Source organism: Isoptericola maris (genome assembly GCF_048065335.1).
Classification (GTDB): Bacteria; Actinomycetota; Actinomycetes; order Actinomycetales; family Cellulomonadaceae; genus Isoptericola; species Isoptericola rhizosphaerae.
The window spans coordinates 84,119-102,492 of sequence record NZ_JBLUNY010000001.1 but is presented as its reverse complement, the minus strand read 5'-3'; the positions used below and the strand labels follow the sequence as shown (position 1 = coordinate 102,492).

Annotated in this window: 18 protein-coding genes, 1 tRNA gene and 1 pseudogene; 11 read left to right on the top strand and 9 right to left on the bottom strand. The window is 72.8% G+C overall.

The window, feature by feature from the left end; translation table 11 throughout:
• Positions 1-479 precede the first annotated feature (479 nt).
• Entirely contained in the window at positions 480-1,181 is a 702-nt protein-coding gene (locus tag ACH5HR_RS00520) for a nuclear hormone receptor family protein (RefSeq protein WP_402372061.1), read from the bottom strand.
• Between the two features lie 669 nt (positions 1,182-1,850).
• Between ACH5HR_RS00520 and ACH5HR_RS00515 the strand changes: the two genes are divergently transcribed.
• The 5 genes from ACH5HR_RS00515 to ACH5HR_RS00495 all read left to right on the top strand — a co-directional run bounded on the left by ACH5HR_RS00515 (position 1,851) and on the right by ACH5HR_RS00495 (position 3,599).
• Complete coding sequence (locus tag ACH5HR_RS00515; protein WP_416475668.1) at positions 1,851-2,039, top strand: hypothetical protein; 189 nt, start codon at positions 1,851-1,853, stop codon at positions 2,037-2,039.
• The gene (locus ACH5HR_RS00510; protein ID WP_416475666.1) at positions 2,036-2,365 is read left to right on the top strand and encodes a type II toxin-antitoxin system HicB family antitoxin; all 330 of its coding nucleotides are present in this window, start codon (positions 2,036-2,038) and stop codon (positions 2,363-2,365) included. Before ACH5HR_RS00515 ends, ACH5HR_RS00510 begins: the two co-directional genes overlap by 4 nt.
• A gap of 311 nt (positions 2,366-2,676) precedes the next feature.
• The gene (locus ACH5HR_RS00505) at positions 2,677-2,934 is read left to right on the top strand and encodes a type II toxin-antitoxin system Phd/YefM family antitoxin (RefSeq protein ID WP_416475665.1); all 258 of its coding nucleotides are present in this window, start codon (positions 2,677-2,679) and stop codon (positions 2,932-2,934) included.
• On the top strand, positions 2,934-3,389 hold the full coding sequence (locus ACH5HR_RS00500; protein ID WP_416475664.1) for a PIN domain-containing protein: 456 nt from the start codon (positions 2,934-2,936) through the stop codon (positions 3,387-3,389). The genes ACH5HR_RS00505 and ACH5HR_RS00500 overlap by 1 nt, the downstream gene beginning before the upstream one ends.
• A gap of 72 nt (positions 3,390-3,461) precedes the next feature.
• Positions 3,462-3,599 (top strand): hypothetical protein, encoded by a 138-nt coding sequence (locus tag ACH5HR_RS00495; protein ID WP_416475662.1) that lies wholly within the window; start codon positions 3,462-3,464, stop codon positions 3,597-3,599.
• Between the two features lie 402 nt (positions 3,600-4,001).
• Here ACH5HR_RS00495 and ACH5HR_RS00490 read toward each other — a convergent pair.
• Positions 4,002-4,086, bottom strand: a tRNA-Leu gene (locus ACH5HR_RS00490).
• A 125-nt stretch (positions 4,087-4,211) separates the two neighbouring features.
• Between ACH5HR_RS00490 and ACH5HR_RS00485 the strand changes: the two genes are divergently transcribed.
• The 3 genes from ACH5HR_RS00485 (at position 4,212) to ACH5HR_RS00475 (ending at position 7,439) form a co-directional block, all read left to right on the top strand.
• Positions 4,212-6,050: a glycoside hydrolase family 15 protein gene (locus ACH5HR_RS00485; RefSeq protein WP_416475660.1), complete on the top strand. Its 1,839-nt coding sequence runs from the start codon at positions 4,212-4,214 to the stop codon at positions 6,048-6,050.
• Between the two features lie 9 nt (positions 6,051-6,059).
• Positions 6,060-6,536, top strand: coding sequence for a pyrophosphohydrolase domain-containing protein (locus tag ACH5HR_RS00480; RefSeq protein WP_402377382.1), 477 nt, complete (start codon positions 6,060-6,062; stop codon positions 6,534-6,536).
• Between the two features lie 63 nt (positions 6,537-6,599).
• The gene (locus ACH5HR_RS00475) at positions 6,600-7,439 is read left to right on the top strand and encodes a metal-dependent hydrolase (protein WP_402377379.1); all 840 of its coding nucleotides are present in this window, start codon (positions 6,600-6,602) and stop codon (positions 7,437-7,439) included.
• 25 nt (positions 7,440-7,464) lie between these two features.
• Here the strand turns inward: ACH5HR_RS00475 and ACH5HR_RS00470 are convergent, their stop codons facing one another.
• Positions 7,465-8,193, bottom strand: a complete 729-nt coding sequence (locus ACH5HR_RS00470; RefSeq protein ID WP_416475658.1) for an MBL fold metallo-hydrolase — start codon at positions 8,191-8,193, stop codon at positions 7,465-7,467.
• 214 nt (positions 8,194-8,407) lie between these two features.
• Between ACH5HR_RS00470 and ACH5HR_RS00465 the strand changes: the two genes are divergently transcribed.
• A complete protein-coding gene (locus ACH5HR_RS00465) occupies positions 8,408-9,268 on the top strand; it encodes a serine protein kinase RIO (protein ID WP_402377375.1) in 861 nt (286 codons plus the stop codon).
• 72 nt (positions 9,269-9,340) lie between these two features.
• Here the strand turns inward: ACH5HR_RS00465 and thpD are convergent, their stop codons facing one another.
• The 6 genes from thpD to imuA' all read right to left on the bottom strand — a co-directional run bounded on the left by thpD (position 9,341) and on the right by imuA' (position 17,447).
• A complete protein-coding gene (gene thpD / locus ACH5HR_RS00460) occupies positions 9,341-10,240 on the bottom strand; it encodes an ectoine hydroxylase (RefSeq protein WP_416475657.1) in 900 nt (299 codons plus the stop codon).
• Between the two features lie 41 nt (positions 10,241-10,281).
• Positions 10,282-10,854: a hypothetical protein gene (locus ACH5HR_RS00455; protein ID WP_416475655.1), complete on the bottom strand. Its 573-nt coding sequence runs from the start codon at positions 10,852-10,854 to the stop codon at positions 10,282-10,284.
• The gene (locus ACH5HR_RS00450; protein WP_402377367.1) at positions 10,824-11,435 is read right to left on the bottom strand and encodes a GNAT family N-acetyltransferase; all 612 of its coding nucleotides are present in this window, start codon (positions 11,433-11,435) and stop codon (positions 10,824-10,826) included. Before ACH5HR_RS00450 ends, ACH5HR_RS00455 begins: the two co-directional genes overlap by 31 nt.
• A gap of 71 nt (positions 11,436-11,506) precedes the next feature.
• Positions 11,507-14,917 (bottom strand): error-prone DNA polymerase, encoded by a 3,411-nt coding sequence (locus ACH5HR_RS00445; protein ID WP_416475653.1) that lies wholly within the window; start codon positions 14,915-14,917, stop codon positions 11,507-11,509.
• Positions 14,918-14,997: 80 nt separating this feature from the next.
• Positions 14,998-16,632 (bottom strand): DNA polymerase Y family protein, encoded by a 1,635-nt coding sequence (locus ACH5HR_RS00440; protein ID WP_402377362.1) that lies wholly within the window; start codon positions 16,630-16,632, stop codon positions 14,998-15,000.
• Entirely contained in the window at positions 16,629-17,447 is an 819-nt protein-coding gene (gene imuA', locus ACH5HR_RS00435) for a DnaE2-dependent mutagenesis accessory factor ImuA' (protein WP_416475651.1), read from the bottom strand. Before imuA' ends, ACH5HR_RS00440 begins: the two co-directional genes overlap by 4 nt.
• Here imuA' and ACH5HR_RS00430 point away from each other — a divergent pair.
• Positions 17,446-17,709: pseudogene (locus tag ACH5HR_RS00430) on the top strand (transposase); the annotation flags it as partial. The gene imuA' and the pseudogene ACH5HR_RS00430 overlap by 2 nt on opposite strands.
• 88 nt (positions 17,710-17,797) lie before the next feature.
• Complete coding sequence (locus tag ACH5HR_RS00425) at positions 17,798-18,367, top strand: Uma2 family endonuclease (protein ID WP_402377356.1); 570 nt, start codon at positions 17,798-17,800, stop codon at positions 18,365-18,367.
• Positions 18,368-18,374: the final 7 nt, after the last annotated feature.

The window sequence follows — 18,374 nt, the reverse complement described above, 5'->3', positions numbered from 1 at the left end:
GCCTGCCGATGCGCCTCCGGGTCGAGGCGGGCCCGGCTCAGCAACCGCTGTGCACTGCGACCTCCAGGTCGAGTCCAGGGCCCGGCAGTGGAGGATCTGGCGCAACTTCCCTGGTGAACTTGTCGAACGAGATGGTGCCACGCCGGATCCTCGACCTCGACGACCTCGACACCCGAGACGCCGTCACACGCGACCCGGCCATCATGATCGATGAGGACCAAGTCGTCCTGATCGACGAGTACCAGCACGCCCGGTCGTGCTCGACGCCATCACGGCGAAGCTCAACGCCTCAGGGCACCCCGGACTGTTCCCCCTGACCGGCTCCGCGCGCCACGAAGCGCTCCCGCGGGCCGCCCAGGCCCTCACCGGCCGGCTAACGACCTGATCGTCTGCACTGGGACGGCAACGCCGTCATGCACTGGCCCGTTCGCAGGTGGCACCGCAATCACAGAGTGTGAGCAGTCGGGTCTGCCTCCTCGTCAGGGCTGCAGGGCGGTCATCAGATCAGCCGCGCGGTGCGGCGCCGTGCTGAAGACGACGAGATGGGTCGCGGCACCGGTGGCGAGCACGGGGCGCAGCTGGGTGAGGTCAGCGTCGGCGGCCGACACCGTCGTGCCGCTCGCAGCAGGAAGCGCGCTCACATCGATCAGCTCGGCGGCGCCCAGGCCGCGCCAGATCGAACCCAGTCCCACCCGCGGGGACAGCGCGTCGGCGACCGTGATGTCCTCCGGCTCGGAGCCAGGCTCCAGGCGACGCAGAACCCCGGGCAGCCCGGACTCCAGTCCCCAGGTGACGTACTCGGTGAGAAACTCCACCGCCTCTGCACCAGCCTGCCGCACCGCTGATGTCGCCAGCAGCCGGCGCGCGCCGGACACCGCCTCCGCCTCGGCAAGCGCTTCGGGCACCTCGTCGACGAGCTGCCGTACTGCCTCTTGGTCTTCTGCCTCGATGGGCGCGAGCGTCACGGCACGGGACACGGCGCGCAGCGCCGAGGCGTCGTTCGCGCCGAGGGGGAGCACGCGCCACCCGATCTCACCCTCGAGGTTCGCGGCAACAAGGTTCCCCTTCAGCGCGTCGAGTGCGTGTTCCGCGTCGAGGCGCACCTCGCTGCGGCGCGCGTCGACCTGCGAGTAGCTGATGACCCAGTACCGAGCGGTCGCGATGACCTTCCGAATATCCACGGGGAAACTCTCCCACCTCGTCCAGCGCTGTCGCGCGTACGAATGAGCGTGCCGACGCCGATTTCGGTCGTCGAGTTGTCGAGCTCTGGGCGATGAGCAGAGTGCAGGACAAAGGTTGCCGGCACCAGCTCGCCCGACGCCGGCGCCACCGCAGGACCCGGCGCTACTCCGCACCCTCGTGGAGCACGTTCTCAGGGCGGGAGGCAGCCCGCTCAGCGGCACCGCCGGGTGCCATCACCGAACGACAGGAGGCCGACGCCAACAACTGAACCGAGCACCGCCCAGCCGGGCCACAACGTCCCCTGAACGACAGAAGGCCCCCTGGTTGTGGACCCGGGAGGCCTTCGTCGTCGCTGTCTCAACGAGTGTCCGGAGGGGGACTTGAAACCCGCGCGGGTGTACGCGGGACCAGCGGCGATGGCCGCTGAACAGCGCAAACCCAGTCATCGATGGCCCTCACCGGGCTCTGAGTGGCCCTCACGCGTTCCCGACGGGAACGCCGAACCGCTCACGATGGCTGCGCCGGTGTTCGGACCACGGCACATTGTCGGGCCCGTCGACAGGCTGGTACCACTATTGGTACCGTCATCTCGTGACGAAGCACGACAAGCGACTGGCCCAGATGCGGAACAGTCCGACCAACGTCAGCTTCGACGACCTCGCCAGCGTGTGCGAGCACTACTTCGGCGAGCCGCGGCAGCGCGGCTCGTCCCACCACGTCTACAAGACATCCTGGCCGGGCGACCCCGGGTCAACATCCAGAACAGCAAGGGCCAGGCCAAGGCGTACCAGGTCCGACAGGTCCTCGAGGCGATCAACAAGCTCGAAGACATGAGCTCCACAGAGGAGGAACAGTGAGCGTCGCAGAGCACTACACCTACCGCGTCGCGTGGTCGCCCGAGGACCAGGAGTACGTCGGCACCGTGCTCGAGCTGCCCTCGCTCTCCTGGCTCGAGCCCGTGTCCGACGCCGCCTTCTCCGGCATCCAGCAGCTGGCGCGCGACGTCGTCGCCGACCTTGAAGAGTCGGGCGAGCCCGCCCCCCAGCCGCTGACCGAGCGCAGCTACTCCGGCGAGTTCCGCGTGCGGATCCCACCGCGGACCCACCGCCGCCTGGTCGAGCAGGCAGCCGAGGAGCGCATCTCGCTCAACCGTCTCGTCTCCGACCGTCTCGCCTCAGCCTGAGACACGACAGAGCCCCGGCCCCGAGGCCCCACCTCGGGACCAAGGCTTCGCGCTGTCTCGGATCGAGCTCGCGCACGGCGGCATCCCTACCGGCCACCGGTGGGCAAGCCAGGTCAAGCTGACACCCGTCCGTGCAGCAGTCCCGTGCGCGGTGGCTCTCCATGGTTCCGAGCGGCTCTGGAGCGTTCCCCGCGGGAACGTTGGATCCGATGTCCACCTCGTCCGGTCGGCGAACCACATCGGCGGCCACATCCTGACGATCGGGATCGTGAGTTACACTTGTGTACACAGTGATACACAAGGAGGCGGCCATGACGACGACCAAGGTGGGGATCCGCGAGTTCCGCTCGAGCCTCGCTGACTACATCGCCTCGGACTCCCCCGTCGCCGTGACACGTCACGGGCAGACGGTGGGGTTCTTCATCCCGGCGAAGGCTGACCTGTCGGCGGACGTCGCTGCGCTCCAGTCGGCAGCAGCGAAGCTGGACGCGTTGATCGACGAGCAGGGTCTGGACGTCGATGACTTGATGGACGACTTCAAGACCGCTCGTCGAGAGGCGAAGCGGTAGTGCAGATCGATCGCAGCATCGTCCTGGACGCGAACATCCTCATGCGCGCCGTGCTGGGCAAGAAGGCGCGCCTACTGATCACCGAGCACGCCGGACACGTCGCGTTCTACACTCCGCAGGTCGCCTACGACGACGCTCGCCGACACCTGCCGGCCGTGTTCACGAAGCGTGGCTGGAACGCGGAGCAACTCGCTTCAGCCCTCACCGTCCTGGACGCGCTCGAGCCGGTGGTGCATACGGTCGAGGAGGATTTCTACGCCGCCAAGCAGAGCGCGGCCCTGGCACGGATCGAGAAACGCGACCCGGACGACTGGCCGTTCCTCGCCGTCGCTCTCTTGCTGGACTGCCCGGTGTGGACCGAGGACAACGACTTCTTCGGCACCGGCGTACCCATCTGGACCACCGACCGGGTAGAGATCTACCTCGCAGAGAGCGAACCGGAGCGCAACCACTAGGCAATCCAGCGTCCGACGGGACCTCGAAGCGACCGACCAGTTCGAGGACATGGACTCCACGAAGGAGGAACAGTGAGCGTCGCAGAGCACTACACCTATCGCGTCGCGTGGTCGCCAGTGGATCAGGAGTACGTGGGCACCGTGTTCGAGCTGCCGTCGCTCTCCTGCCTAGAGGCCGTGTCCGACGCCGCCTTCTCCGGCATCCGGTAGCTGGCGCGCGACGTCGTCGCCGACCTCGAGGAGTCGGGCGAGCCAGTCCCCAGCCGCCCTACGCACGCCCCTGATTCGGCGAGCTCCGCGTACGGATCGTGAAGGTGTGCCGAAGCGGCGGTCACCGACGAGCAGGGGCTCGTCGAGGTGGCGTGCCGGCTCCCAGGCACGTCCGCCAAGCTTCGGCCTGGGGCGGCGCCAGTCCCCCTCCGGACAGCGCTCCAGCCTGGGAGAACGCCGTCAGGCAGGGCAAGGTGGACGCCGGTGGGAACAGCAAGGGGAACGGGGAGTGCTCCCACGGGAGCACCAAGGGAACATCTCGAACCGAGGATGCAGCCGGGAACGACAAAAGACCCCCCGGTTGTGGACCCGGGAGGCCTTCGTCGTCGCTGTCTCAACGAGTGTCCGGAGGGGGACTTGAACCCCCACGCCCGATAAAGGGCACTAGCACCTCAAGCTAGCGCGTCTGCCATTCCGCCACCCGGACAGGTGGACCTCCGCGGGCCGCACGGCCCGTTTCGGTGCGGTGAAAAACATAGCACGAGAGGTGCCCCGACCTGCAATCCGTCCCGCCGTGGCGCAAGTCACGTGGCGGGCCTAGCGTGGGACGCCATGGACCGGCGCATCGAGGACTACGGCATCGTGGGAGACCTCCGCACGGTGGGCCTGATCGGTCGTGACGGGTCGCTCGACTGGCTCTGCCTGCCGGACCTCGACTCCCCCGCCTGCTTCGCTGCGCTGCTCGGGGACGAGCGACACGGCTTCTGGCGGGTGGCGCCGGCGTCCGGCGGGCCGTGCACCCGGCGCCGCTACCGCGGCGAGTCGCTCGTGCTGGAGACGGAGTGGGAGACGCCCGAGGGCCATGTGCGAGTGACCGATCTCATGCCGCCCCGTGGCGACGCGGCCGACGTGGTGCGCATCGTGGGCGGGCTGCGTGGGCGCGTCACCGTGGAGAGCCTGCTCGTGCCACGCTTCGACTACGGCAGCGTCGCTCCGTGGATCAGCGGGGCCGACACCGTCCTGGCTGGGCACGACCCGAGCATCGATATCGTGGCAGGCCCGGACGCCCTCCATCTCGCCGCCCCCGTCAGGGCCGACGTCGCCGACGGCGCGGTCCTGTCCCGGTTCGAGGTCGCCGCCGGTGACCGGGTCCCGCTCGTCCTGACCCACCACGCCTCGCACCTGCCGGCCCCGGCCCCGGTCGACGCCGCCGAGTCCTTGGTGCACACGCTGGACTATTGGGCGGACTGGATCGGTCAGACCCGCTACGACGGCCAGTGGCAGGAACCGGTGCGCCGATCCCTGATCACCCTGAAGGCTCTGACGTTCGCCCCGACGGGCGCCATCTCCGCCGCGGCCACCACCTCGCTGCCGGAGCAGCCGGGCGGCCCTCGCAACTGGGACTACCGGTACTGCTGGCTACGTGACGCCACCTTCACGCTCATCGCGCTGCTCGGCACCGGGCACACCGCGGCGGCACGCTCGTGGCGGGACTGGCTGCTCCGAGCCGTGGCCGGCGACCCTGCCGACCTGCAGATCATGTACGGCCTGGACGGGCGCCGCCGGATCCCGGAGACGACGCTCGAATGGCTGCCCGGATTCGCGGGCAGCAGACCGGTGCGGACGGGCAACGGTGCCGCCGGCCAGCTCCAGCTCGACGTGTGGGGCGAGACCCTCGGCGGGCTGCACGTCGCCCGGGCTGCCGGGCTCACCGAAGACGTCGACTCGTGGCGCCTGCAGAAGCTGCTGCTGGACTTCCTCGAGGGGCACTGGGAGGACCTGGACAACGGCCTGTGGGAGGTGCGGGGGCCCCGCCGGCCGTTCGTGCACTCGCGCGTGATGGCCTGGGCCGGGGTCGACTCCATGGTGCGCGCCGTGGAGAACTACGGGCTCGACGGGCCGGCCGACGAGTGGAAGGTCCTGCGCGAGATAATCCGCGACGACGTTCTGGGCAACGGGTACGACGCCGAGCGCAACACCTTCACCCAGTACTACGGCTCGACGGGGCTGGACGCGTCGCTGCTGCTCATCCCACGCGTCGGTTTCCTGCCGTGGGACGACCCACGCGTGGTGGGGACCGTCGACGCCGTGCAGCGCGAGCTCGGGCGTGACGGGCTGCTGCTGCGCTACCTCACGCACGCCGACGACCACGTCGACGGGCTACCGGGCGGTGAGGGCACCTTCCTCGTCGCCAGTTTCTGGCTCGTCGACGCGTTGTACGGCATCGGACGCCGGGCGGAGGCCCGCGCCCTGTTCGAACGGCTCGTCGGCCTGCGCAACGACCTGGGACTCCTCTCCGAGGAGTACGACGTCGAGTCGGGCCGCCAGCTCGGCAACTTCCCGCAGGCGTTCAGCCACCTCGGGCTGGTCAACTCCGCCCGCATCCTGTCCGGCATCGCTGCTCCGGGGGCGCAGGCGGTCGGCCACACCCCGCCTGCCGACGTCCGCTAGCGTCGCGCCATGACGAACGAACGGCAGATGGTCCGCGAGTTCCACGAGGCCTTCGGCGTGCCCGTCAACGACGGCGTCCCCGACCTCGCGCTGCCCGAGGACCGGCTGCGCCTGCGATACCGGCTCGTCGCCGAGGAGTTCGCCGAGCTCACCGGCGCCGTCCTCGGCCAGCGGGCGCGCGACGTCGTCGAGCAGGCTGTCGCCACGGTGGTGGACGGCCCCACGGACGGGGCGGACCTCGTCGGGACCGCTGACGCGACCGGCGACCTGCGGTACGTCCTGCACGGACTCGAGCTGGAGTGCGGCATCCCCGGCGACGAGGTGTTCGCCGCCATCCACGCGTCCAACATGGCCAAGCTCGGTGCGGACGGCCACCCGGTGCGGCGCGCCGACGGCAAGGTCCTCAAGCCGGAGGGATGGCGTCCCCCCGACGTCGCGGGCGTCCTGGCGGCGCAGCGGTCGAGGAGCGTCGGCGGCTCCGTGTAGCGTTCCTCCGGACCCGGACCAAACGGTCATCGGGAGCAGACCGGACGAAGGAGCACGCACACCATGATGGGTGGGCACCACGCCGCCTCGGGCGCGGCCGCCTGGGTGGCCGTCACCGCCTCGACGCCGATCGCGTTCGGCTGGTACCCCGTCTCGGACGTGGGTGTCATGACCGGCGCGCTGGTGTGCGCGGGAGCCGCGCTGCTGCCCGACGCGGACCACCACAACGGGACCATCTCGCACTCCCTGCCACCGGTGTCGGAGGGCGTGACCAAGTTCGTGGCCACAGTCTCGGGTGGGCACCGCAACGCGACGCACTCGATCGTCGGCGTCGCCGTGTTCACCCTCATCGCCTGGGCGATGGGCCTCGTGACCGTCCGTACCGAGCAGTTCGGCGAGGTGCTCATCGGGCCGGGGATCATGGCGGTCCTCCTCATCGCGTTCGCCGTGCGGGCGCTCAAGCTCACCGGCCAACGGCGGTGGTGGACGTGGAGCCTGTCGGTCTCCCTGGCGGCGTTCGTCGCCGTGTTCGCCCCCGAGGAGTGGTACTGGATGCCGTTCTGCGTCGGCCTCGGCTGCGCGGTGCACATCGTCGGGGACATGCTCACCACCCGCGGCGTCCCGCTGCTCTGGCCTGTGCGGATCAAGTCTCCACGCTGGATCCGGCGGCACCGGTGGCTGCCGTTCGACGACATGTGGAGCCCACGGGGCAACATCTCGGTGCCGCTGCTCGGCGACGCCGGATCCTGGCGCGAGTGGGCGCTCATGACCCCGGTCAGCGCCTACGCGGTGCTCGGTGTCGCGTGGGCGATGCTCGACCAGATGGGCTTCGACACGGCGTCGGCCTGGAGCTCGGCGACCGAGCTCGTCCTGTCGGCCGGCGAGTCACTGCTGCCCTCCTGAGCGCCGTCGGCTCCGGTCCCGTCCCTCAGGAGCCGGACTCGAGGAGACGGCGATCCGTCTCGAGCCGGAGCATCGGTTCGGTCGTGACCGTGCCGTGGCCGGGCACCAGCACCGCCGCCCGGGCGACGTACGGTGTCAGCCGGTCGAGGCCGGCACGGTAGCTCGCGACGTCCGTCCGGCCGGTGATCTCGTCGGCCGGCAGCGGCGGCTCGGCATCGCTCAGCATGTCGCCGGCGAGCAGCACCCGGCTGTCCGGGAGCCACAGCGCCGCGTGGCCCGGGGCGTGGCCGTCGTGCTCGACGACCCGTACCTCCGGCAGCAGGCCGCCGAGGTCGGGGAGCGTCGCGCGATCGCCGTACGACTCCACCCGGCCCAGCAGGTCGAGCACCCGGGGGGTGTGGTCAGATCCGCCGTAGCGCGCTGCGTCCTGGCGGGCCTCGGCCAGCAGCCGGTCGCGCTCACGCAGCGCTGTCCGTGCCGTCGTCGGGGTCGCCCATCTCCACGCACCGTCCAGGCCCGGGGGCCAGAGCAGGTGGTCGTGGTGGGCGTGCGTCGCGAAGCCGGCCAGGACGCGCGCACCGAGGCCGGCGACCTCTTCGGCGATGGCCGCGAGCTCGACCGGATCCCATGCCGGGTCGACCAGGAGCGCGGCCCTGCCCTCCGCCGTCCGGTGCCCGAGGACCAGCGTCGAGGTGGTGGCGAGACGCCGGCTCGTACGGACCAGGACGCCGTCGGCGACCGGCTCGAATCCCATGCGTCCACGGTAGCGGCGGATATTCGCTGGACGGCACCGTGAGGCGCTGGCAGCCTCGTGGTGAACGGCGCAGCAGGTGCGCCCGGCGGAACGGGGGGCAGAGGCCATGGACACCGTCGTCACGCACGCCCGGCCGGCGTCTCCGGCACGGGCGACCGCCACCCCCTGCTGAGGAGCCGCCGTCGGCCGCTCCTTACTCCTCGAGGAGCCTTCCGTGCACCAGCACACCCCTGACACTCTCCTGACCCCGCCCTCTGTCGAGCCCGGGCCCGACCAGCGCTGGTCGACCTGGTCCGCCGTCGCCAAGGGCCAGCGCGGACCGGACCCGCGACCCGACTGGGTCGTGGTGGCCGATGCCGCGCTCGACACCGAGCTCGGCGTGCTCAAGACCGGCAAGGAGGCCGACGTCCACCTCGTCGAGCGTGCTGTGCCGGACGATCCCCGCCGGCACAGCCTGCTCGCCGCCAAGCGCTACCGCGGCCGGGAGAACCGGCAGTTCCACCGGGACACCACCTACACCGAAGGCCGGCGGACGCGACGCACCCGTGACCAGCGAGCCCTGGAGGACCGCCGGTCCGCGTGGGGCCGTGCGGTCGCGGCCACGCAGTGGGCCGACGCCGAGTTCTCGGCACTCTGCCAGCTCTGGGAGGCCGGCGCGCCGGTCCCCTACCCCGTGCAGGTAGACGGCACGGAGCTGCTCATGGAGTTCGTGGGCGGGCGGTCCGACGACGGCGCGTACGAGGCGGCGCCCCGGCTCGCCCGCGAGCGCCCCAGCCCCGAGGTTCTCGCCGACTGGTTCGACCAGCTGCACCGGGCCATGGGCGTCCTCGCCCGGCTCGGGTGGGCGCACGGCGACCTGTCGCCGTACAACATCCTCGTGGACGGCGCTGACGGCGCTGAGGGTGGACGGATCGTGATCATCGACCTGCCCCAGGTCGTGGACCTGGTCGCGAACCCGTTCGGCGCCGACCTGCTGCACCGCGACTGCCGCAACGTCTGCGACTGGTTCGCCGCACGCGGGTTGGACGTGGACGCCGACGAGATCTTCGCCGACGTGTTCGCGCAGGCGTGGTGAGACGACCGACGTCGGAGACCGGCGGCCGACCTGGCCCGGGCACCTGGTGCCCGGGCCAGCCCGGCTCCCGGACTACCGCAGCGGCGTGAAGTCTCGGCTGCCGATGTGCGTCGGGCGCGGTGCCGGCGCGGCGTACGGCTCCGTGAGCGCGTTCTCGACGCTGTTGAACACCAGGAAGATGTTCGAGCGCGGGAACGGCGTGATGTTGTTGCCCGACCCGTGCATGATGTTGCAGTCGAACCACAGCGCCGAGCCGGCCGGACCGGTGAACTGGTCCACGCCGTGCTTCCACGCGAGCTCGGTGATGGCCTCCTCGCTGGGCACGCCGATCTTCTGCTCCTTGAGCGAGTCCTTGTGGTAGTCCGCCGGGGTCTCGCCCACGCACGGCACATAGCTGCGGTGGGAGCCCGGCATCACCATCAGGCCACCGTTGTAGGGGTAGTTCGGTGTGAGGGCGATCGAGCAGCTGACGGCGCGCGGAGCCGGCATGCCGTCCTCCGCGTGCCACGTCTCGAAGTCCGAGTGCCAGTAGAACCCGGTGCCCTTGTAGCCCGGCATGTAGTTGACCCGGGTCTGGTGCAGGTACACGTCCGAGCCCAGGAGCTGGCGGGCACGGTCCAGCAGCCGGGGGTCGCGGCTCAGGGCGTCGATCTGCTCGCTGAGCTTCGTCACCTCGAAGATGGAGCGCACCTCGCCCGAGGCACGCTCGGTGACGACGCGCGGGTCGCCCTGCAGGGAGGTGTCGGACGAGAGCCGGTCCAGCTCGGCGGTGTACTGCTTCACTTCGTCCGGGGTGATGAAGTCCTGCAGGATCGTGAACCCGCGCTGCTCGTGCGCCTCCAGCGCGGCGGTGTCGAACGGGCCGTCGTCGGCCGTGCCCCACACCGTGGGGTGCTGTCGTTCGACGACCTCGCCCGGCTCGGCGAGCCTGCTCGGGTAGAGGTCCGTCGTGGTGTCGATCGTGGCGGTCATGGGTCATCCCTTCTCCCGGATCGTCCCGGGATCGCGGCGTCTCATGCTCGCGTGCGCTCGGGCTCGTCGGTCGGCGAGGACCCGAGCGCGCGCACGTGGCCATCGGAACGCGGATCGGTGCCCGGTTGCAAGTCGGCAGGCCGGACGGCGCGTCCGGCCGGCCAGCCCCCGACCCCCACGCTGTTGTCCGGGGCGCCGTCACCGGGCGGCAGCAGGAGGTCCAGCTCGCCGGCGGTGGGCACGCGCACCGACTCCAGGGCCGCACGGAGCAGCTCCGGGCCGACACCTGTCCCGGACACCCGCACGACCTCGACCGGTCCGTCCCCCACCGACCCGTTCATCGTGAGCACCGGCAGGTCGGGGCACGTGGCCGCCGAGAGGTCTCCCGGGACGGCGGAGAGCATGACCGCGTCCCCGGTGGAGGCATCCGAAAGGACCGCGGAGTAGCCGTCGGCGCCGTGCGCGCCACCGGCGTGGGAGATCGCCTCGAGGCCTTCGACGTCGATCGTCAGCACGTACCCGGGGACCACGCCGTAGTACCTCGCCCGCTCGGCGACGACCGCCGGACCCGCCTGCGTCCTGCTCAGCCGCCGACGAGCTCGCGCCGCAGCCACCAGCGGGGCAGCCTGCCGCTCGTCGCCGCGGTGTCGCCGACCCGCTCGAACCCTTCGGACTCGAAGAGCCCCACGGTGCCGACGAACGCCGCGCTGACCGGGATCCTGACTCCGGGGGCGGCCTCGACGGGGAAGCCCTCGACGACCTGGCCGCCCTGGGACCGCGCGTGCTCCACCGCGCCGCGCAGCAGGGCACGCGCCACGCCGCGTCGCCGGTATCCGGGGCGCACGACGAAGCACATCACCACCCAGGTCGTCGGCCAGTCCGCCGGTTCCCCGCGCGGCAGGACGCGCGAGCGCTGCAGGGATCCGACGGCGGATCGCGGCGCGAGACCGACCCAGCCGACCACGGTCTCTCCGGGCGCGCCGGGGGCGTCCGGGTCGTCGAGGTAGGCCAGTAGCCCGGGCGGCTGGTGCGCGCACAGCTCGCGCAGGTGCTCCTCGCGACCGTCGGTCGGCAGCCCGCTCGGCATGCGCCAGTGCAGGCACCAGCAGGCCTGCTCACGCCCTCGCGGGTTGAGCATCCTCGTGACGTCGTCGAACCGGCGCTCGGTCGCGGGTTCGACCCTCACCTCGGCCATGTCCCGAGCCTAGGGCGGAGCACCGACACCGAGACGCTCCGCCGCGGGAGAACCCTCCTCGGACGCCGCGGTCAACGGAAGTCTCGCGACCGGGTCGCCACCGGCAGCCGCAGGGCCGCGAGGTGCTCCGCGAGCAGGTTGACCGCGCCGTCGGCCCGCTCCACCCGGCCGCGCACGACCATCGCCGGCGCGCCACGGGCCACCGTGCGGAACCGCCGCCACAGGCCTGGCGTGCAGATGACGTTGAGCAGCCCCGTCTCGTCCTCCAGGGACAGGAACGTGACCCCGCCCGCCGTCCCGGGACGCTGCCGGTGCGTGACCACCCCGCCGACGGCGACCCGGCGGCCCGGCTCCGTCGTGATCGCCTGCTCCACGGTCAGCACACCCTGACGGTCCAGCCCGGCGCGCACGTGCTCCAGCGGGGAGGTGGAGTCGGGGGTGACGCCGGTGGCCCAGGCGTCCGCGACGTCGATCTCGAGAGGGCTCATCCCCGGCAGCGGCGGCGCCTCGACCCCGGCGACGACCCCCTCCAGGGTGCCCGGCCCCTCCTGGCCGAGCGCGCCGGCCGCCCACAGCCCTTCCCGCCGCGTCACGCCCAACGACTCCAGCGCCCCGGCCGTGGCGAGCGCCTCGAGCCGGGCGGTGGACAGGTCGACACGGCGCACGAGGTCCCGCAGGTCACGGAACGGACCTCCCTCGGCACGCTCGGCCGCCGTCTGCTCCGCCACCTGGGTGCCGAGACCCCGCACCGCCGACAGCCCGACCCGGACCGTGAGCGCCCCGGCCCCCGTGGCCTCGACGCCCGCCAGCGCCGCGGAGGCGTTGACGTCCGGTCGCAGCACCGTCACCCCGTGCCGGCGGGCGTCCGCGATCAGGGACTGCGGCGAGTAGAAGCCCATCGGCTGCGCCGCCAGCAGCCCCGCGTAGAACGCCGCCGGGTGGTGCACCTTCAGCCAGGCGGAGGCGTACACGAGGAACGCGAACGAGTACGCGTGCGACTCCGGGAACCCGAAGTCCGCGAACGCCTTGAGCTTGTCGTAGATCACCTCGCGCACGTCCGGCGGGACGCCGCGCTCGGCCATCCCCTCGAAGAGCCGCTCCCGCAGCGCCTCCATGCGCTCCACGGACCGCTTGGAGCCCATCGCCCGGCGGAGCCGGTCCGACTCGGCCGGGGTGAACCCTGCGACGTCGATCGCCATCTGCATGAGCTGCTCCTGGAACAGCGGCACACCCAGGGTCCGCTTCAGCGACGGCTCCAGCAGCGGGTGCAGGTAGGTCACCGGTTCCCGCCCGCGCGCCCGCTCGATGTACGGGTGCACCGAGTCGCCCTGGATGGGGCCGGGCCGGATGAGGGCGACCTCCACGACGATGTCGTAGAAGCAGCGCGGCCGCAGCCGGGGCAGCGTGGCCATCTGGGCACGGGACTCCACCTGGAACACCCCCACGGTGTCCGCCGCGCACAACAGGTCGTACACCTGAGGGTCCTCCTCCGGCAGGGTGTGCAGCTCGAGACGCTCCCCCGTGTGCTCGTGGACGGACTCGAAGGCGTACCGGATCGCCGTGAGCATCCCGAGGCCGAGCAGGTCGAACTTGACCAGACCGGCGTCGGCGCAGTCCTCCTTGTCCCACTGCAGCACCGTGCGGCCCTCCATCCGGGCCCACTCGACCGGGCAGACCTCGATGACGGGGCGGTCGCACATGACCATGCCGCCGGAGTGGATGCCGAGGTGCCGCGGCAGGCGCAGGAACCGGTCCGCGAGATCGATCACCTGCCCGGGGATCTCCCCGGTCTCCTCGGCCGACGGCGGCACCTGCGCGGGCACGACGTCGTGCCCGTCGTCGGCCCGCCGCACCTCGCCGGCGTCGACCGCCAGCGGGTCGACGACCCGGCCGGACCCCTGGTGCCCCCACTGGGCGGCGACCCGGGCCTTCTTCTCCTGACGCCGGGTGGCCGGCGCGCCGTCGGACGCGCGGGCGTCCCGGGCCTTCGCGTCCGCCGCCGGGCTGGTCGGGTCGGGGCCGCGCAACGACCCCCACCGCTCGATCGACGTGGACCACGCGTCCTGCTGCCCGGCGTCGTACCCGAGCGCGCGGGCGGCGTCGCGCACCGCAGACCTCGGCCGGTAGGAGATGACGTTGGCGACCTGGGCGGCGTGCGTGCGGCCGAACCGGGAGTAGACGTGCTGGATGACCTCCTCGCGCCGCACCGACTCGATGTCGATGTCGATGTCCGGCGGCCCGTCCCGCTCGGGTGCGAGGAACCGTTCGAACAGCAGGCCGTGCCGCACCGCGTCGACCGCGGTGATCCCGAGCGCGTAGCAGACGGCGGAGTTGGCCGCGCTCCCCCGGCCCTGGCACAGGATGCCCTCGCGCCGGCAGAACTCCACCAGGTCGTAGACGACGAGGAAGTACCCCGGGAAGTCGAGCTGGTTGATGACGCGCAGCTCGTGGTCGATCTGCTCCCACGCACCCGGGACCCGCTCAGCCCCTCGCGCGCCGTACCTCGCCGTCGCGCCACGCTGCACCAGCTCGCGCAGCCAGCTCGCCTCGTCGTGGCCGTCCGGCACCGGGTAGGGCGGCAGGTTCGGCGCGACGAGGTGCAGGTCGAACGTGCACTCGGCCGCCAGCTCGGCGGCGGTACGCACCGCCTGGGGATGCCGGGCGTGCAGGCGCAGCATCTCCGCACCCGACCGCAGGTGCGCCGTCGGGCCGCCGGGCAGCCATCCGTCCATGCCGTCCAGCGAGGACCGGGCGCGCACGGCCGCCAGCGCCCCCGCCAGGTCGGCGTCGCGCGGGCGGGCGTAGTGGGCGTTCGTCGTGGCGACCAGCGGCAGGCCCGCCTCCGTCGCCAGCGTGGCGAGGGCGGAGTGCCGGTCGGCGTCCCGAGGATCACCGGTGGCCGTGATCTCGACGGCGACGTTGTCCCGGCCGAAGGCCGCGACGAGCCGGTCGAGCTCTGCCCGCGCCGCCGCCGGACCGGGCGGTCCGCCGTCCGGGGCGACCTCCTCGAGGGCGCGGCGCACGGCACCCTTGCGGCACCCCGTGAGCACGAGCCAGGGCCGGACCGCGGGGCCCCCGAGGGGGCGGAGCGGGTCGGGGGGGTGGCCCTTGACCCCGGCGTCGAGGTGGGCCGTCGCGACGGCCCGGGACAGGTTCCGGTAGCCGTCGGCGCCGCGCGCCAGGACGAGCAGGTGGGTCGCACGGGGGTCCGGGACGCCCGTCGGCGGGTCGAGCACCGGCGCACCGCCGGGGACGGGGGCCTCGAGGTGGAGCTCGGCACCGAAGACGGTGGGCAGGCCGACCGACCGTGCGGCCTCGGCGAACCGCACGACGCCGTAGAGCCCGTCGTGGTCGGTGAGCGCGAGCGCCTGCAGCCCCAGCCGGGCCGCCTCGGCCGCCAGCTCCTCGGGGTGGGAGGCGCCGTCGAGGAAGCTGAACGCCGAGTGGGCGTGCAGCTCCGCGTACCTCGGCTGTTCAGTCATACTTTTCCTGACCGAGCCTGCGGCTCCGCTCCTGGCGCGCTCCTCGTTCCTCGGACCCCACCTTCCGCTGCACCTCCGGCTCAGTCATAGACAGCCTCCGTCTGCCACGCGCCGTCGAGCTGGGCCAGCAGGAGCCCGCGGCCGTCGTCGAGCACGACCTGCAGGTAGACGCGGCGACGACCGCCGTCCGGCGCCCACCACCGCTCGGCGAGCGGCCACGGACCTGCCCAGCCCACGACCTCGTGCACCTCGGTGAGCCCGTCCTGCTCCCAGCGCACCAGCGCGGGATCACCGCTCGCGGCGAGCCGGACGTCGACGACGACGGCGCGGCCCGTCGCGTCGAGCACGCAGGCGGGCGCCGGGTCGGGCAGCAGGACGGCCGGTGCCGGGCTCGGCAGCGCGCCGGGCCACGGCAGGCCGGGATCACGTTCCAGGGCTGCCTCCTCCCCGAAGGGCACGAGCTGGACCCTGCTGCGGGCGTCCCGCCCACCCTGGAGCCGCACGGTGAGCACGGCCTGGGAGCCCAGCAGCCCTTGCACGCGCCCCAGCGCCTGGCGGGCGCGGGCGTCCTCGCCGGCGTCGGCGCCCCACAGGCGCGGCTGGTGCGTCCCGGCCGGCGCGACGTCCTCGGCCCCGAGCGTCAGGTGCACCAGCGGGGCGACCTCCGGCGTGCCGTCGGTGCCAGTCCGGCGCAGGGCCGAGGCCGTGAGCCAGCCCTCGAGCTGCCAGCGCACCCGGTCGGTGATCCGTGCGGCGCTGAGCCCGCCGGTCGCGGCGGCGTCGGTGCGCCACAGGCGCTCGAGCTCGCCCTCGGTGGTGCGCGCGGTGATGCGGAGCCGTCCGCAGGACGACCCGCGGTCGGTCAGCAGCGTGTGCAGCTCGGTGGCCAGCCGCCGCGCGGCGAAGGCCGCGACGTCCACCCGGTCGGCCGGGGGGTCGAGCTCGGTCTCGACGGCAAGGTCTTCCTCGATGCGACGACGGGCCGGCGGACGCTCGTCCTCGCCGCGGGCCAGCCGGTGCGCCCAGGTCCCCAGGTCCCCGAACCGGCCGGCCACGCTCGTGGCGGGCAGCGCCGCCAGGTCGCCGAGCGTCTGCAGCCCGAGCCGCCACCACAGCCCCGCCGCCTCGCGCACGGTGGCCACGGCACCGGCCTCGCAGACGGCGTGCACCAGCTCGCCCACCGGCCGCCCGGCCAGGTAGGCCGCGGACTCCCCCGGCGGCACGACGGCGTCGGCGCGGGCGGCGAGGACGGCGGCAAGCAGCCCGTCGGCCACCCCGACCTGGCACTCGTGACCGGTGCGCGCGGCAACGGCGGCCTCGAGAGTCTCCGCGAGCGCCCGCTCGGAGCCGTGGTAGCGCGCGGCGCCGTCCGCGGGCAGCAGGAGCAGTCCGGGGCGGGCGACCTCGATCCCCGCCACGACCGTCTCGGCCGCCTGGGCCACCGGTTCGAAGGCGCGGGCGTCGCGGGCGTCGTCGACCTCGAGCAGCTCCAGGTCGGGGCAGCGCCCCTGGGCCTGCCGTCGACGCATCCCGCGGCGCACCCCGGCGGCGCGCGCGACGGCGGAGGTCGCCACGACGCTGCGTCCCGCCGTCGAGCCGCCGCGCGAGCGGGCGCCGAGGACGGCGGCCGGCACGTGGGCGTCGAGCTCCGCGGCGGCCAGTGCGGCCACGACGGGCCAGTCCGGCACCCAGAGCACCGCGGTGCGGGTGCTCATGCGATCCTCAGCCGGGGTTCGCGACCGGCGGCGGGCGCGGTCGGCGCGGACGTGGCCGGGATGTCACCGCAGACGGGCACCTCGACGTCGATCTCCACGGGCCGGGCCGCGGACCCGCGCCCGGTGCGCAGCACGGACAGGGTGCGTCGGCGCAGCCACCCGGCACCGGCGTCGGTGCCTGCCCAGGCCCCGCCCCGGGCGTCGAGCACGACGTGCGCCCCGGGCCAGTGCCCCGTGGAGACCAGGACGGCGCCGCGCTGCCGGGTGCGGGCGGCGAGCCGGCGGCGGTCGGCGGGCAGCAGGGCGGCGCGCGGGCCGACGACGACCACGTCCATGCCGTCGAGCAGCGCGGCGAGCACCGCAGGGGCGTCCGGGCCGGGGTCGGGGACGACGGCGGTGCGCTCGAGCGAGATCCCGGCGTCGTCCGCGGCGAGCATCCCGACGGCCGGGGCGCCCACGAAGGCCACCCAGGCGCCGTCGTGCGAGGTGGTGGCCAGCAGGGTGAGCAGCAGGCTGGTGGAGCCCTGCACGGTGAGGACGCCGCCGCTCGGCAGCCCGCCGCCCGGCAGGAGCGGAGCGAGCGCGGGGTGGACCGGGCGGGTCGGCGACGGGTCGACAGGAGCGCTCGGGGCCTCACGGGCGGGCACCGGGGACGACGGCGTGCCGGGCGACGTACCGGATGCCGGGGCCCGCTGCGGGCGGCGGACGAGGCCGTGCTCGGCGGCCCGCAGCGCGGCCAGCGCGCGGGCGTGCCGGTCGTCGTGGGCCGTCCGGTGCTCTCGCGCCTCGGGACGGACCTCGGGGACGACGCTCATGCGGCCTCCCTCCCGGCGGTCGAGCTGTCGGTCTGGACGTCCGGCAGAGACTCGAACACTTGTTCGAACCTGGGATCAGTACACGCCCGCGCGCGACCGGTGTCAACCGCGCTGCTCAGCGCCTCGGAACTACTCCGAGGAGTTCCGCCGTCAGGCGGTCGACCTGTACGAGTCGACGCCCGGGGCGACCTTCAAGGCGATCGCTGCCGATCTCGGCATCGCTCGCGGCACCTTGCAGAACTGGGTGAAGGCTCTTGGCACTGGCATCTCCGGGACGACCTGCGGGGCGCTCGTCGACAGGGCTGCTCCGGTACCGTGGACTCCAGACGACCAGCGGAAGGAGGCCGACGATGAGCACGCTGCCCGACTGGATGATCCCGCCTCGCCCCGAGGGCTGGTTCGCGGCCGACCTCGACGACCTTCCCGACGCGCCCCGCCACACCGAGCTGATCGACGGGAGCCTGATCTTCACGATGTCGCCACAGCGCCGCTGGCACATGGAGGTCGTCGACGCGCTGCGCAGCGCGCTCCGGGCACAGGCCCCCGAGAACTACCGGGTCGATCGCGAGATGACCGTCGTGCTGGACGAGCGCAACCGCCCCGAGCCGGACGTCATCGTCTCGACCTCACCGTACAAGGGCGACCAGACCTGGATCCCGGCCGAGACGGTCGAGCTGGTCGTCGAGGTCGTCTCCCCCGAGTCCGCCGAACGTGACCGGCACATGAAGCCGCTCAAGTACGCGGCCGCCGGCATCCGCAGCATGTGGCTCGTCGACGACGAGGACGGCGCACCGGTCGTGTCCGTCTACGAGCTGGACGCCACGACCGGCGCCTACACACGCACACAGGTCGCCCGCGGCTCCCTGCGCACGCCGTTGCCGTTCGACGTCGAGATCGATCTGGCCACCCTCACCCCGTAGGTGCGCG